Genomic DNA, 15,381 nt, shown 5'->3' with positions numbered 1-15,381 from the left:
GGAGGGAGACAAATGTCCGATAATCAAAAATTCGAAAAAGATTCACCTGCTCCGATCAGCAGAAGAACGCTGCTCGCTTCCGCCGGTATGGCGGGAGCGGCACTTGTTGCGGGCGGATTTCTCGGAAACAGCGCTTGGGGAGCAGCCGAAGAGAGGGAACATCCGCTTGCCTCCAGGCTTTGCGGGGAGGATGGCGCATGCCCGATCGTCTTTCCCGATGTGACGGCAATGAAGGCTCACGCCGGTACTTCCGGAGAAGTCTATATCACGATCTCATATGTTGCGGGGGCCGGCTGCGGCGGTGCGACCTATTTGAACCGGGGAAGCGACTGGCCGCAAGTGGCGGACGGCTTCGGCAATCATACGGATGCTTCCGGCAATTACCTCGAGCTGCTTGAAGAAGATGGCATACGGAATATAGACCGGTATGGTGCGGACCCGACCGGGGCGAACGATAGCTGGGCGGCGATACAGCATGTATTGACTCATCTTCAAGGTCACGTCACCGGCTGCGGCGACTACAGCGTGTCCAAGCCGCTTGTCATCCGGTCGGCCACCAAGCTGTCCGGCTCAATCGCCTCGACATTGTCAACCCCGGCCAGCAAAGGTTCGTTCACCATCCGAAAGGTCGGCAACGCAACGGTAGACGGTGCGGATGCGGTACTTGTATTCGGTCAAGAGGGCGATTCCGTCAAGGGTATTCGGTGCGTCGTCATTGAGGACGTGAGTCTTGATTCCAGCAGCGAGGCCGCTTATGGGATGTGGTGCGGAAGGAGGAGCAGCTTCTCCATCTCCCAAGCCGAGTTCACCAGAGTGACGATCCGGAATTGCACGAACGGGATATGGCTGGACAACAGCTGGCTGGTCACCTACAACAAAGTATCTATGGGCGCGGGCTCTTCCCCGGGCGTAGGCTTCTATTCCGGCTATTTCAACTCCACGAGCAACCATTACTACGGATGTTATACGAACAGTGTCGCTATCTCATACTGGGTAAATTCCACCTACTCTTCCATTAACGGGTGCGCGTCGGATGGGGCATCCGAGGTTGCCTACCGGATCGGCAATATGGCTTCGATCAACGACTGCGGAGCAGAGTTTTGTAAAGTCGCGGTTCAGCCGTATTATACGACAAAGCCGATACAAGTCAATAATTTGCTGGTCATATGCCGCGGCGACGGGACGACCTTGGTCAAAAACTATTTTGACAACGGTTCCACTGTCCAAACAGGGTCAGCCGTATTCTATAACTGTACGTTCTCCGCGAACACTGCGGCCAAAGCGGCGTTGGTCACATACGATTTGTATGCTGTCGAAGCCAAGAAAGAGACGGTGCAATTTATTGATTCCTATGTCACGACATATGTACCGTCAAGCAATTCTTCGGTGTTCACGAACGTCTGGGCGTACACGAAGATCGTCGACGCGACGAACAATCATGTCGCTATCCATTACGGACCGTATAAAAAAGGAATCATCGTAGCGGATTCCGTGTTGGCCAGTGATACGAATCGGTACTTGTTGACACGATTCCGTCATGACGGAACGTACGTGTTGACACTGGAAAGACCGGAAAGCGATGCCCTGAATAACGGGGCCAATCCGTTCGATCGAACACTTCAAGTGAAATTCCTCCTGTCCGGAGGCAAAGTCGCGCTCGTCAACGAGTCCAAGTTCGATGCCGTTCAGCAGGTTACGTTCTGGCAAAGAGCGACGCACGACAACTATGTGTACGTTCAAATTAAGCTAAGAGGAGCTTCCGCACCGGCAACCATTCAAAAAATCGAAGGTCCGGGAGCCGAGACACGATATGCGTTGTCCATATACGAAACACCAAGCAACTACACGCAAATCATGCCGGCAATGCCGATTGCATAAGGTACGGTGCCCCGCATCACGTATGGTAATGAAATTCGCCGAATAGTGGAAGAGCGCATCGCTGCAGCGATGCGCTCTTCCACTATTGTCCCACGCTCGAGGAAATTGCCGCTTATCGCAGCCATTTCGTCCATTTCCACATTGATCAAAAGGAAGATAGAAGGTATAATTGGTTTATTATATAATATCTGGTTTACTATAGTGAACCAATGATAGGGAGGCATAATGGATCGGATCAACAAGTACAACGTTCCAGCGCTCGAGCGCGCTCATCTCATTATCGGGTTGATTGCGGAAGCGCCCTCCGGCTGCAAGCTAATCGATCTGTCCCGGGAGCTTGGCATTAATAAGAGCTCCATGTATTCGTTGCTGTTGACAATGGAACGGCTCGGTTGGTTGCAGAAGGATGCAAGAGATTGTTATCGACTAGGCTCGTTTTTTGGCCGAACGGGCAGCCTCTACTTCCGACAATACGACCTGGTGTCGCATTTCTATCGCGAGGCCGGTCAGGTGAGGGACCGCATGGAGGAAACGCTGCAACTGGGCAAGTTGGAAGGACGAGATGTATTTTACTTAGCGAAGGAAGAAGCATCGTCTCCAGTCCGCCTTGTCTCTGAGCCAGGGACGACGTGGGCGGCGTATGCGACGGGGCTGGGAAAGGTGATGCTCGCGGACAAGAGCGACCGGGAGGTGAGCGAGCTTTTTCCAGAAGAACAGCTGTCCCCCTTCACGAATCACTCTATCGGATCGCGGGACGAGCTGCTTGTGGAGCTTGCCAAGATCCGCCTGAACGGATATGCAATCGACGAGGAAGAAGCAGTACAAGGCTTCTGCTGTGCGGCAGCTCCGATTCGAGGTGCGAACGGGGGCGTAATTGCCGCGGTCAGTTGTTCTGTTCCACAGTCTCGTTGGGCACAAAAAAAACAGTTGGCTATTGAGGAAGTGACTGCTTTGGCGCAAGTGTTGTCACAAGGGCAATAAAGTTCAACGAGGCGTCGTTACGAGTTTACAAAGGGAGGGACAGAGATGAAAAACGGTAGATTAACAGACAAAACCGTGCTTATCACGGGGGCTGGATCAGGTATTGGCAAGAGCGCGGCGTTGCTGTTCGCTCGCGAAGGCGCAGAAGTGATTGTGAATGACGTAAACGAGACGAGTGGCAATGAGACGGTCGGGGAGATTGTGGAGGCCGGAGGCGCCGCCGCGTTCGCACATGCCGATCTGACGAATGCGGAAATGGTAGAAAAGATGGTAGAACGAATTATGGACGACTATGGTCGGATCGACGTATTGTTCAACAATGCCGGCGTCAGCAACGTCGGAGCGCTTCATGAAGTTGAGCTGGAGCAGTGGGACCGGATTATGAGCGTCAATGTGAAAGGCGTATTCTTGCCGAGCAAATACGTGCTGCCGGGGATGATAGCAAGAAAATCAGGCAATATCATCAACATGTCTTCCTGCATAGCGGAGATCGGTCTGGCGAGAAGGGCGGCTTACAGTGCGACGAAAGGCGCGGTTCTGGCACTGACGAAGGCGATGCAAGTCGACTACGCGCAATATGGCATTCGCGTTAATGCGTTGCTGCCGGGCACGATTATGACGCCGTTCGTGGAAGGTTATCTGAGAACGTCGTACGATGATCCGGAGGCGGCAATTGCTTCATTGAAAACTCGTCAATTAAGCGGAGATATCGGTCGTCCGGAGGATGTCGCACAAGCTGCGCTGTTCCTGGCATCGGACGAATCGAAATTTATGATGGGCTCGCCGTTGTACATTGACGGCGGAGTGGTATTCGGCAAGAATGCTTAATTCTAATAGGAGAGGAGATTGAAGATGAAACTGCTTACTTATAAGGTAGATGGACAATACCGGCTTGGTATTCGTACGGACAGAGGAGTGCTCGACGTTGCGGCTGCGGCTCGGCAACTGGAGGTTGCAGATGTGCCGTCCATTGTGGACGAAGTAATCGCTCAAGGCGAGGCCGCGCTTGACGTGCTGAGCGCGCTGGTGGAGAAGGCTTCTCGGGCGAATGCCGCTTCCATATGGCTGAATGAAGAGGAACTTCAGCTTGGTCCTTGCGTGACCAACCCGGGCAAGATTATATGCGTCGGTCTGAACTATCGCAAGCATGCGGAAGAGACGAACATGCCCGTTCCCCAATATCCGATCTTGTTCAATAAATTCAATAATACGCTGTCGGGTCATAAGGAGGACGTTGCGCTTCCCCGGACTTCGGAGAAGGTCGATTATGAGGCGGAGCTTGTTATCGTGATCGGCAAGACGGCCAGAGACGTATCCAGGGAGCATGCGCTGGACTACGTACTCGGTTACTGCAACGCCAACGACTTGTCTGCACGAGATCTGCAGCTGCGCACGAACCAGTGGCTGCTGGGCAAGACTTGCGACGGCTTCTCACCAATCGGGCCTTATCTGGTCACGGCTGATGAAGTCGGCAATCCGAACGAGCTGTCGATCAAAGCAACCGTCAACGGTGAAGTGCGGCAAAACTCCAATACGAACGATATGATCTTTCATTGCGATGAGATCGTCAGTTATATTTCGCAGCACTTCACCTTGTCGCCGGGCGATATCATTCTAACCGGAACGCCGGAAGGCGTTGTGATGGGTTATCCGCCGGAGCGTCAAGTGTATATGAAGGACGGCGATGTCGTCACGATTGAGATCGAGAAGCTGGGCTTGCTGACCAACCGCCTTGTTGCGCATTAAGCCAATCGGGAATTCATTCCCAACATGGCTTTAGCAATGTTAGGGATGGCAGGGGAAGGACCCTCGAAGTGGAACACTTACGAAACGTCAATCGCTCGCCCCATTCTGTCGATAGGCAGCGCGGGCGATTGATATTCCAATTCTGCGAAGTCCCCAAGTCTATTGCGGTCATGATCGATTTCCCCGAAGTTACTCTGTTTCAGTGCGTTCATCGGAGGTGAACTGGAAAGCTTTTGCGCCGCTCAAATGCAAGCGCAGCTCTTCTCGTATGCGGTCAAGATTCCCCGACGCAAGGCTGTCAAGCAAGGCCTGATGATCCTGAATGATCGTGTCGCTGGCGTAGTGACGGATATTTTTGATGAAATGGAGCCTGGTTTGGTTCTGAATGCTTCTCCAGGTCATCAGAACGGTTCGTTCTTTGGCCAGGCTAATCCAGGTATCGTGAAAGAGCATGTCCAATTCTACCAGTTCATCAAGATTTGCATCATGATAGGCATGCTCCATTTGGTTGATAATTTGCTGCAGCTTTTCAATAAACGCTTCATCTATCTGCTTCAGATATTTGCGAGCGACAAACTCTTCCAGATGCATGCGAATTGGAATAAGTATATCCTTGACCTCATCCAGTGAAATATCAGCGACGACGGTTTCGCGGTAAGGATAGGAGATGAGAATGCCTTCACGTTCCAATTGACGTATCGCTTCCCTTACAGGGGCGCGGCTGACCCCCATTTGCTGCGAAATATCGCTTTCCTTCAACCGGCTGCCTGCCGGAATTTCGCCTTTCAGTATCGCTGTACGAATGTCGTTTGTAATTTGTTCACGCAACGAGATGTTTTTTTGTTTTTTGAAAGTGAAGCCGTCCATCTGGAACCTCCTGTTAGGCGGATAAAGCAACTTTCACCGAGGCGGATCTCGCTGCTTCTTTTTGTAAGAGTAGCTCGCATATTGTATTTTGTCAACAACATGACAGTGGAAGCACCTATAGTCTTTTCTATTTTGTACAGGCATGGACCATGATTTTTTATACATAAATATTGTTGACAATATTCATCTGTGTATGATTAAATCAAATTACCATCAAATTTTGGAAGGAGAGAGGAGTATGAGAGTAGCTGCCATCGGAGCACATCCGGATGATGTGGAGGCGCTATGCGGCGGTACATTGGCGAAGTGTGCGGCAAGGGGGGACGAGGTTACTATTATTATTGCTACCAATGGCAATGTGGGCTCGCCTGTATTAAGCAAGGAGGAGATCGCGGCCATCCGTTATGAAGAAGCGAAGGCGGCTGCGGACCTGATCGGTGCGAAGCTGATATGGCTTGGATTTGACGATGAATTTCTGTTCCATGATCGTGATACTCGGCTTGCTTTCATCAATGCCATTCGGCAGGCGTCACCCGACTTTATGTTCGTCCATGGGCCGAATGATTATCATCCTGACCATCGGATATGTGGCGAGATTGCCATCGATTGCCGAATTCCGGTTACAGTTCCGCTGATAGAAACAGAATATCCGGCCATGCAGAACATTCCGCATGTGTTCATCATGGATAATCTGGGCTCAATTGGCTTTGAGCCGGAGATCTATGTCGATATTACAGATACGATTGAGAAGAGAGGGCAAATGCTGAAATGCCATGCCAGCCAAGACGCTTGGCTGAGACATATGTACGGAATGGACTATATCGAGTTTTTGGAGCGGCCTGCAGCCATGAGAGGGATGGCGATCGGCGTGCCCTATGCGGAAGCCTTCCGAAGCCTGCCGATGTACCCGGTCACCGGGGGACCGCATTTGCTTCCTTAGCTCTGCTGCAACCGATTAGTTGAAAGGAGGGGATCATATGGAGGAGCAACAGCTCATCTGGGAGTGGACGGCAGCCAATGAAGTGCGGCAGCGCACGGCGGAGCGTTCGCAGCCGCAGGAAGGGCAAGTCGAGATTGCAATCAGCTCTATTGGCATTTGCGGTACGGACTTGCATATTTTAAGCGGGGAAGCCGGCTTCAGCAATCCGCCGCTGCCGCTCGGGCATGAGCTTGCAGGCATCGTTACGCAGGTGGGCGAACATGCCGGGGATTGGAATGTGGGCGATCGTGTCTGCATCGATCCGTTAATGGGTTGCGGAAGATGCCCGGCATGCCTTGCCGGCAATAAGCACCATTGCCCCCAAGGGGGAGAGATCGGGCTTCATTATGCGGGCGGATGGCAGCAGTATTTGGTTGTACCGGCCAATAATATCTATCTTGTGCCTGATTCCGTAACGCTGGACGAAGCATCACAGGCCGAGACGATCCATTGCTGCTTGGGAGCGGTCGATAAACTGAATATCCGGCTAGGAATGGCGGCGACTGTTGTCGGCGACGGACCAACCGGGCTCTATTTTGTCCAACTGCTGAAGGCGGCAGGGGCTTCACCGGTAACCCTTATTGGTATGCAGCCAAGTCGACTGGTATTGGGACAGCAATTGGGGGCGGATGTCATCGTGAACTTGTCTGAACCCGATGGGCAGAGCATGCCGGCAGCGGACACGCAGAGCATCGTTATTGAAGCTGCCGGAGAGGAGGCCGCCTTGCGGACGGCAATCTGTCTGCTGGGCAAGGGCGGACAATTGCTCTTGTTCGGATTGCCAGCTGTCCCGGTTGCCGTCGATATTCAAAGCATTGTTATGAAGGAGCTGCGCTTGCTGGGTTCGACCAATGCGCCGCACGTCTGGCCGCGCGTCCTGCAGATGATTGACTCCGGGGCGGTGCGAGTCCAACCGCTTATTACACAGCGCTATCACTTTGGGGAATTGGACGAAGCCCTCACATTCGTCCGCAACAATCCGCAGCAAGCCATTAAGGTCATCGTCAATCTTGATCAATAGAATCTATATGAGGAGGCAGGAGGATGAAAATTACAGCCGTCAAAACACAAGCGATTAAAATTCCTTTTTTTAAAGGTGAAAAATGGTCTGGAGGAACGCGCTATAGCGCGCCTTCGCTTATTGTCCAGATTGAAACGGATGAAGGGCTCATCGGCATAGGGGAATCAGTAGGACCGACGATTCCGGTCATTGAAACGGTAGTCAACAAAGAATTCGCCCCATTCCTGATCGGCAGAGATCCGTTGGAGCTTGAGGCGATTCTCGCCCAGCTTGAGGAATATTGTGTGAACTGGAAGCAGATTGGCTATTACGGCATGGCAGGCATCGAGATGGCGCTGCTGGATTTGCGGGGAAAGATTTTCAATACGCCTGTATACAATTTATTGGGAGGCAAATGCAAGTCCGAAGTGGAATTTAACGGCTATATATTCATTGATACACCTGACAACAACGTCAAGGAAGCTGTAAAATTTGTTGAAAACGGTTATCGTGAGTTGAAGCTCAAAGTTGGCCGCGATATAGCGCTTGATACGGACCGGGTGCGGGCTGTTCGCGAAGCGGTAGGACCGGACATCAAAATCCGGATCGATGCCAATCAGAACTGGAGTGTGCCAACAGCCATCAAGGCGATTCGCAGCATGGAGAAGTATGGATTGCATATGGTTGAACAGCCAACCAGGTACCATGATATCGAGGGAATGGCGGCAGTGGCCAGAGCGGTAGATGTTCCCATCATTGCCGATGAAGGCTGCGCGACCTTCGAGGATGCGTTGCGGCTTATCGATCAACGGGCTTGCGCTTGTTTCCTGGTGTATCCGTCAGAAGCGGGGGGCATATTGAAGGCGCGCCAAATTGTTGATCTTGCCAACCAAGCGGGGATTTGGTGTGTGACCGGCTCGTGGGCAGAGACGGGCATCGGAACGATGGGCAATGTACATATGATTGCCTCTTCGCGCAACTTCCCGTTTGCCAATGATACACATTTGAATTTCATGCAGGGAGACATCCTGCAGGAGCAGATTGTATTCAATGAAGGGAAGGTAGCTGTGCCGGACCGCCCGGGCTTCGGATTTGATCTCGATTTGAACAAGCTTGATCAGTTCGGAAGAAATTTCGAACGCGAGATGGTCTTCTATGATGCGGAAGATCCTGATTTTCAACCCCGCACAGGCATTATATTGTAGTGTGGCAGCATCAAGCCTAACTATATCCTGCTGGTGGTAGACGAGGAAAGAATAGTGAATCTTTTCAGAATCCACGTTTCCGGACTAAATAAATTTCACCTTTAAGGTGCTCCGCTCTTTGGCAGATGTCGTTCCCGGCACAGCTACCAAAGAGCGGGGTGCTTTTTATAATAATATTGGCAAAGTGGGCAGATGGTGAGCTGCAGGTGATGAGAACTCGGTTGGACGCTGGAAAGTGGGCGAATGGTGAACTTCAGGGGATGTATCGGTTGCCACAGCGCTTAATCGGCTAAATATTCGCCAATTTGCAGGTTAACGGTTGCCCTGGAGCTTATTGAGCGCGGAAAGTGTGATATCGCATGTTACTACGCGAAATAGGCTCACACGCAACCGCTACAGCAGGAAAAGTGGGATTGGAGATGTAATAAGCTCGATGGCATCCGTAAGAGCGTCAAATGGAACGTCACTTGTTCAGCTTTAAGCCAGTCCCGTATATTCACGGCGGTATTCGCCAGGCGGCATGCCGACAATTTTGGAAAAGGCACGGATAAACACACTGGAGCTGCTGTAGCCGGACTGTTCGGCGACCTCCTTGATCGGAAGGGTCGACTCGGCAAGCAACTGCTTGGAATGCTCAATCCGTTTCTTGATCATGTATTCCGAGAAATTCATTCCCAGATGCTGACGCATAATCTTCGACAAATAATTGGCGTTGTATCCGAATTTGTCGGCAACAATGTTCAGGTTAATGTCCTGGACGAAATGAGTATCCACATAGTCGCAAATTTTGTCAATGGAAGAGGAGGCTTTTTTTCGCGCCAGGAAATACTGGCTCGCACGCGCAATATTGGCCATGACAGTGGCCGATACCGCTTTTCCATAGAGCAGGGAGTCAACGGATTCAAACGGTTCGAAGCTGTTGCTGTCTGGCCCCTGACCCGCTTCGCGGGCGTGCTGGTTTAACAGGCGCTGCACGATGTCCTGCAGGCCGCAGCACAGCTGTAGGAAAGCAGAGTAAGACAAATTACTCTTGTAATTGCTTGCTATAATATCAGCTGCGTATTGTTCGGCTGCTTCCGCATTGCCTTGCATAATATACCCTGTCAGCCGCTGCTCAAGATCAAGCGGCGTTACGGCTGGTTCCAGGCTTGTCGCCCGGTGCTCCCCAACCGCTGTCGGACCGAACACAGCCTGCTCTTCCATTACACCCCTGCTTTGCAGCACGGCTAAGGCGGACTGTCGGGAATGTTCCAGTTCGAACAGCGTATGCACTGTTGCGCCTATGCCAATAACCGCACGATGGGCTCCGTAATGCTCCTCCAGCCGGTTGGCGAGCCCCTGCAACTTGCCCAGCATCGCTTGATGCTCCATCTTGTCCTCGCAATAGTTTGCCAGCGTATACTCATATTCGTTGAATTTGAATACTTTCGCAGGAAATTCAGGCAAGGTCTCCTGCACCAGCTCAGTAAATGCCGCGAATCCTAGCGGCTGCTGCCGGTTATCATCGGTGGAAGGGGCTAACTTAATGACGGCAGACATATAGTAGCCTTTGGAAAAGGTAATGTTGAATTTTTCGCAAAGAGCCATCGCCTGCCCGACCTCGCGGTCGCCAAGCAGCACCTTCATAAAGATAATATCGAGCAGTACGGGCACGCCTTCTTTCATTGTCTGCTGCAATTGGTTGTTGCTGTCATAAATTTGCACAAAATGATTGCGGATATAGCCCAACTCATTTTGTTTGGCCATGGAGTCGCGGGAATAGTGGGACATCATCTCAATATCATGCAGCACTTCGCTGATCGGATAGTAGAAGCGCTGCGACAAGTAGACAGACATGGCCAGCCCGACAATAAGCAGCAAGAAAACCAGGCCGAGCGAGATCGTCTCTATGTTCTGCACATGCCTGAAAATCACTTCCTTGGGTACGGACACGAAAAATATAATGCCATTTGCCGCAGATTGCTGATAGGTAACAATCGATCCCTTGCCGTCATCATAGCTGCCGCGAAGATTGCCCTCCTCTATCGCCAACCTGGCATCGCCAGCCAAATCATTGCTCAGCAGCACATTCAGCTTCATATCGGTAATATAAATATTGCGCGTTGAGGCGAACTCTTTGCCCGCGTACAACCGATTGACCAGATCATGGCGAAGATTGGCGACGATGACACCTTTCTGTTCGCCGTCAGCATAAATTGATTTGACAATGTTCAAGGTGGACATTCGCACAGAGGGATTCGGGGAATCACTTCTTAGCGGGGTGTCCCAGACCTCGATATCACCGTGATGCTGCCCGTTCGTGACCATGCCTTCCCATTGCGCCAAGTCGCCTTTATAGAAGCGGTCAAAGAAAGTTTGGGTATCATATGTACCGCTCGGGAGAAGCAACGTCTCCTGCTTGTTGAGATAAACATAAAGCGTGGATATTTCATCGATCGTCGGCTGGATAATGGAGAGCTTCTTGTACACGTTGTTCGTTTCCGCATACAACTGGTGAATATCGCCGCTTCTCGCGCGCATTAAAGCTGCCAGATCAGGATCATTTTCGATAGAGTAGAAAATATCCTGCAAATTTTTCATCAGGTTGTCCAGATAAGAGTAAGAGTAGTCCAAATACACGCGGTTGTTGTTCATTTCGTTCTTGGCCATGCTGTCCTTCAGAAGCGCTATGCCGCCAAAACAGATAATGCTTAACACAACTACGGTTGTCGCCGTACCGGCAATCATCTTGTAAAACAAGCTATTGTTTCGGTATTTGCGCGACAGCTTGCTAACGAATGGACTGGCAATCAAAGCCGCAAGCATGTATCGAACCCCCCTTCCTTCCAATGATGTAACCGGTTACAATGTCGGTTGATGACTACAGTATAGTGAAATAAATGATGAAAAGCAATGCTTAATCACTAACAATCGATTGTTGACAATATTGCGCGGTGCTGTGTATGATTCGTTCAAGTCTGAAAAAAAGCTTATGGAGGGAAGAGTATGGAGAGGATAACGATACTATGGAATAATCCGGATGTAACTGGCATGGTCAGCGCCAATTCAGGAACGCTCCTGTTAAATGGGGAAGGCGCGGCAGGGGAGGAGGGCAGCCGATTTCAAATTGGCGCTTGCAGTCGGTTGCAGCTTGAGCTTCGTGGCGGACAGGTTCAGCCTGGGGCGCTGGCAACAGTTATTACCGTCCGTGTCGATGGCAGGGAAGGTGGCGGGCAGGGGTTCAGCTTTTTCTGGCGCGATGTAACGGAAGCATGTCCCATCTACATTCGGGAATACGGAGTGATTGTCACACATGGGCAGTATAGCGGTTCTTATGCACAGCTGGCAGAGAAGCTGGAACAGAGAGGCGGCGTACGCGAACTGGACCGCCTGGCAATCGAGCCGGAAGAGGGCTACGATGCAGCTGCTGCCGCCACCGATGCGCTTCGTTGCCCGATCTGGCTCGGGCTGTCGCGGGATGTGCGGCTGTTCGAAGCGGATTTTCGCGGCATGGGCGATGCGGATGACGACCGGGCGTGGGATTGCGTGCGCCCGCGTCTGCATGGTCAGCGGCTATTTATACCGGAAACAGGCGGTGCGCCTGTCTATTATTACTACCTGCTGGGCAGAGGATTAGGCTGTGAACGCAAATTGTCGCGCAGCCTGGAGCTGCAGAAGTACCCGATCGCTCATTGCTTGATTGAGGATGGCGAGGTGCATTACCAGAATACAGCTTTTGCATCTTATGAGTTTTCCCCGCTGAACGATAAGGCGCTCCAAGGAACACATTATCTGGAAGCGGATCAATATGGGCACGGTTATATGTTCACCCCGGAGCAGCAAGCTGAGTATGAACAATTGGCGGCCGGTGCCGCAGGAGCCGGTGAACTGGAAGAAACGGTCTATTATTCGCGGACAGTCGCGACGAATCATGCCCATGTGCCGCGATATGCCTGGTTTAAGAGCCCGTTTCCCGCGAAGCTGGAGTATGCCTATGATGGGGAGCAGGGATTTGCCAGCTATCCTTCGGGGCAAGTATTCGCCATATGCAAGTTCAATGGCTTGCCAATGCCGCAAGAAGAGATTGCTGTGCTGCTGCAGCCGGGAGAGAGCGCCAGCTTCGAGTTTTATTTGCCGCATCGCCCGATCAGCCGCGAACGGGCAAAGGTGCTGATTGCCCGGCAGTTTGCCGCGCGGCATGCCGAATGCCTGGCATTCTGGCAGAAGAAGCTGGAGCAGACGACGCGAATCGAATTGCCGGAGCCGCGGATTGCCGAGATGATGCAAGCAGGCTTCATGCATCTGGATCTGATCAGCTACGGTCTGGAGCCGGAGGGCACGCTGGTGCCGACGACCGGAGTGTACACAGCCATCGGCTCCGAGAGTTCGCCGATTATTCAGTATTATGATTCTGTGGGCGCCTATCGGCTTGCCGAGCGGTCATTGCAGTTTTTTCTCGACAAGCAGCATGACGACGGCTTTATCCAGAACTTCGGAGGCTATATGCTCGAGACGGGTGCTGCGTTATGGAGCATGGGCGAGCATTACCGCCATGTGCGCGATGAGCAGTGGATCAGCCGGATCAAGCCGCATCTGCTCAAGGCATACCGCTACCTGCTCTCCTGGCGCCAGCGCAATCTGCGGGAGGAACTGCGCGGCCGCGGGTATGGCATGCTCGAAGGCAAGACGGCGGACCCGGAAGATCACTTCCGTTCGTACATGCTGAACGGCTATGCCTATCTCGGGCTCAATCGGGTTGCGGAGATGCTGCAGATCAACGAACCGGGGTTGGCGGAACAGATTGCGGCCGACGCCATGGCGCTGAAGCAGGACATTATCGCTTCCTTCCGAGAGACATTGGTGCATTCGCCGGTTGTCCCGCTCGCCGATGGCAGCTGGGTACCGACCGCCGCTCCCTGGGCGGAGCATACAGGGCCGCTCTCTCTGTATGCGGATGGAGGCAAGTGGGGAACACATGGCTCGATTGTCGCGCGCGATTCGTTGCTGGGGCCGCTGTACCTGGTGCTGCAGGAGGTGCTTGACCCGAATGCCCCTGAAGTCGCGATGCTGCTGCATTATCACAATGAATTGATGTGCCTGCGCAATGTCGCGCTGAGCCAGCCGTATTACAGCATCCATCCCTGGATTCACCTGAAACGCCGGGAACCCAAGCTGTTCCTCAAAGCCTTCTATAACGGGATGGCAGGGCTTGCCGACCGGGAAACCTATACGTTCTGGGAGCATTACTGGCATGTCAGCCCGCATAAAACCCATGAAGAAGGCTGGTTCCTGATGCAATGTCGCTGGATGCTGTACATGGAGGAGGGACAGGAGCTCAGGCTGTTGCCCGGCATACCGCACGATTGGCTAAAGCACGGCAAGCGAATTGTATTGGAGCGGGCGTCGAGCTACTTCGGTCTGTTCTCGCTGGAGGTGGAGTCCAGCCTCGCAACAGGGGAGATCCTTGCGAGCATTACGTTCCACACCGAGCGGCTGCCTGAGCAGGTCGAGCTGCGGTTGCCGCATCCGCAAGGCCATAAAGCTGCGGTTGCAAATAATGGCACTTATTGCGCAGAAGAAGAGAGCGTCCGTTTCGTGCCTGCCTCCGGAACAACTGAGCTTCGCTTGACCTTTTCGTCCTAATTTTTTTCTATCATCCGACAGCGGACAGATGGCTCTATAATAGCCATTTGCCCGCTGTTTTGCTATATAGGTGGGCATTTGCAAACGATGTGAGAAAGTGTAGATTTACATCTGGCGGGTATGGCGGGTACATTGGGGGCATGAGGCAAGGCAGATAAAGCACTTGAGAAAAAGGGGATGCAAATGAAATATTTACAGCGGAATTACAGCCTGTACCTGATGACATTGCCGGGTGTACTGATTTTTTTCTTGTTCAGCTACTTGCCGATTTTTGGCTTGCTGATGGCCTTTCAGAACTTCTCGCCGGTTAAAGGTTTTATCATGAGCGAATGGATCGGATTCAAGCATTTTATTGATTTCTTCGAAGATCCTTATTTATGGCGCATTACCAAGAACACGATTGCGTTCGGTGTGTGGAGTCTGGCATTATTTCCATTCCCGGTTATGTTTGCCCTGCTGCTCAATGAATTGAAGTTCAGTCGGTACAAAAAAATCGTGCAGTCGATCTCCGTATTTCCTTATTTCATCTCAATGGTCATCCTTGTCGGCTTGGTACGCGACTTGCTTGATCCCACAACAGGGGTAATAACGGTATTCACGAAGCTGTTTGGCTGGGGAACGGTGGACTTGTTGGCTGACCCGGCTGCCTATCGATCGATCTTCGGCTTCTCGGGGCTGTGGAATACGATCGGGTTTAACTCGATTTTGTATTTGGCAGCGATAGCGGGGATTAATCAGGAGATGTACGAGTCGGCAGTCATTGATGGCGCAGGTCGCTTCAAGCAAATGTGGTATATTACGATTCCTTCGATTATGCCTACCGTAGTGCTGCTGTTTATTATGCAGATCGGCGGCTTTCTCGCTTCGGCGAATTCCACAGGCTCCGACTTCCAGCGCAACTTGCTGATGTACAACCCGCTCACGTATGAAACGGCAGATACCGTCGGCACCTATGTGTATCGAGCAGGCATCGAGGGGGCAAGCGCAAGCTATTCCACTGCAGTCAATTTTGTATTCGCGGTTGTATCGACTGCATTAATTCTGATTGCAAACGCTATCTCGAAAAAAATGGGGAAAGCATCGTTTTACTAAAAAAGGGAGGG

11 protein-coding genes are annotated in these 15,381 nt (G+C 52.0%); 9 read left to right on the top strand and 2 right to left on the bottom strand.

Features of this window, described 5'->3' with window-relative positions; all coding sequences use genetic code 11:
• Positions 1-12 precede the first annotated feature (12 nt).
• The 4 genes from M6D81_RS25285 (at position 13) to M6D81_RS25270 (ending at position 4,605) form a co-directional block, all read left to right on the top strand.
• A complete protein-coding gene (locus M6D81_RS25285) occupies positions 13-1,878 on the top strand; it encodes a glycoside hydrolase family 55 protein (protein ID WP_262679951.1) in 1,866 nt (621 codons plus the stop codon).
• A gap of 225 nt (positions 1,879-2,103) precedes the next feature.
• Entirely contained in the window at positions 2,104-2,859 is a 756-nt protein-coding gene (locus M6D81_RS25280) for an IclR family transcriptional regulator (protein WP_262679950.1), read from the top strand.
• A 45-nt stretch (positions 2,860-2,904) separates the two neighbouring features.
• Positions 2,905-3,687 (top strand): SDR family NAD(P)-dependent oxidoreductase, encoded by a 783-nt coding sequence (locus M6D81_RS25275; RefSeq protein WP_262679949.1) that lies wholly within the window; start codon positions 2,905-2,907, stop codon positions 3,685-3,687.
• Positions 3,688-3,711: 24 nt separating this feature from the next.
• On the top strand, positions 3,712-4,605 hold the full coding sequence (locus M6D81_RS25270; RefSeq protein ID WP_262679948.1) for a fumarylacetoacetate hydrolase family protein: 894 nt from the start codon (positions 3,712-3,714) through the stop codon (positions 4,603-4,605).
• A 189-nt stretch (positions 4,606-4,794) separates the two neighbouring features.
• Here M6D81_RS25270 and M6D81_RS25265 read toward each other — a convergent pair whose 3' ends face one another.
• Positions 4,795-5,472, bottom strand: a complete 678-nt coding sequence (locus M6D81_RS25265) for a GntR family transcriptional regulator (protein WP_262679947.1) — start codon at positions 5,470-5,472, stop codon at positions 4,795-4,797.
• A gap of 238 nt (positions 5,473-5,710) precedes the next feature.
• Between M6D81_RS25265 and M6D81_RS25260 the strand changes: the two genes are divergently transcribed.
• Genes M6D81_RS25260 through M6D81_RS25250 form a run of 3 tightly spaced genes read left to right on the top strand, consistent with a single transcriptional unit; the run spans position 5,711 to position 8,656 of the window.
• Positions 5,711-6,412 (top strand): PIG-L deacetylase family protein, encoded by a 702-nt coding sequence (locus tag M6D81_RS25260; RefSeq protein ID WP_262679946.1) that lies wholly within the window; start codon positions 5,711-5,713, stop codon positions 6,410-6,412.
• Between the two features lie 37 nt (positions 6,413-6,449).
• Positions 6,450-7,472, top strand: a complete 1,023-nt coding sequence (locus M6D81_RS25255) for a zinc-dependent alcohol dehydrogenase (protein WP_262679945.1) — start codon at positions 6,450-6,452, stop codon at positions 7,470-7,472.
• 23 nt (positions 7,473-7,495) lie between these two features.
• Complete coding sequence (locus M6D81_RS25250) at positions 7,496-8,656, top strand: mandelate racemase/muconate lactonizing enzyme family protein (RefSeq protein ID WP_262679944.1); 1,161 nt, start codon at positions 7,496-7,498, stop codon at positions 8,654-8,656.
• Between the two features lie 477 nt (positions 8,657-9,133).
• Here M6D81_RS25250 and M6D81_RS25245 read toward each other — a convergent pair whose 3' ends face one another.
• Positions 9,134-11,461, bottom strand: a complete 2,328-nt coding sequence (locus M6D81_RS25245; RefSeq protein ID WP_262679943.1) for a helix-turn-helix domain-containing protein — start codon at positions 11,459-11,461, stop codon at positions 9,134-9,136.
• Positions 11,462-11,641: 180 nt separating this feature from the next.
• On the opposite strand from M6D81_RS25245, the gene M6D81_RS25240 reads away from it, so the two are divergent.
• Together M6D81_RS25240 and M6D81_RS25235 are read left to right on the top strand one after the other, a co-directional pair.
• Complete coding sequence (locus M6D81_RS25240) at positions 11,642-14,278, top strand: glucosidase family protein (protein ID WP_262679942.1); 2,637 nt, start codon at positions 11,642-11,644, stop codon at positions 14,276-14,278.
• Between the two features lie 183 nt (positions 14,279-14,461).
• Positions 14,462-15,370 (top strand): ABC transporter permease, encoded by a 909-nt coding sequence (locus M6D81_RS25235; RefSeq protein WP_262679941.1) that lies wholly within the window; start codon positions 14,462-14,464, stop codon positions 15,368-15,370.
• Positions 15,371-15,381 lie beyond the last annotated feature (11 nt).

The sequence above is a fragment of the Paenibacillus sp. J5C2022 genome (assembly GCF_025567625.1).
Taxonomy (GTDB): Bacteria; Bacillota; Bacilli; order Paenibacillales; family Paenibacillaceae; genus Pristimantibacillus.
The sequence above is the reverse complement of the archived record's forward strand: the minus strand, read 5'-3'. Positions and strand labels throughout refer to the sequence as shown.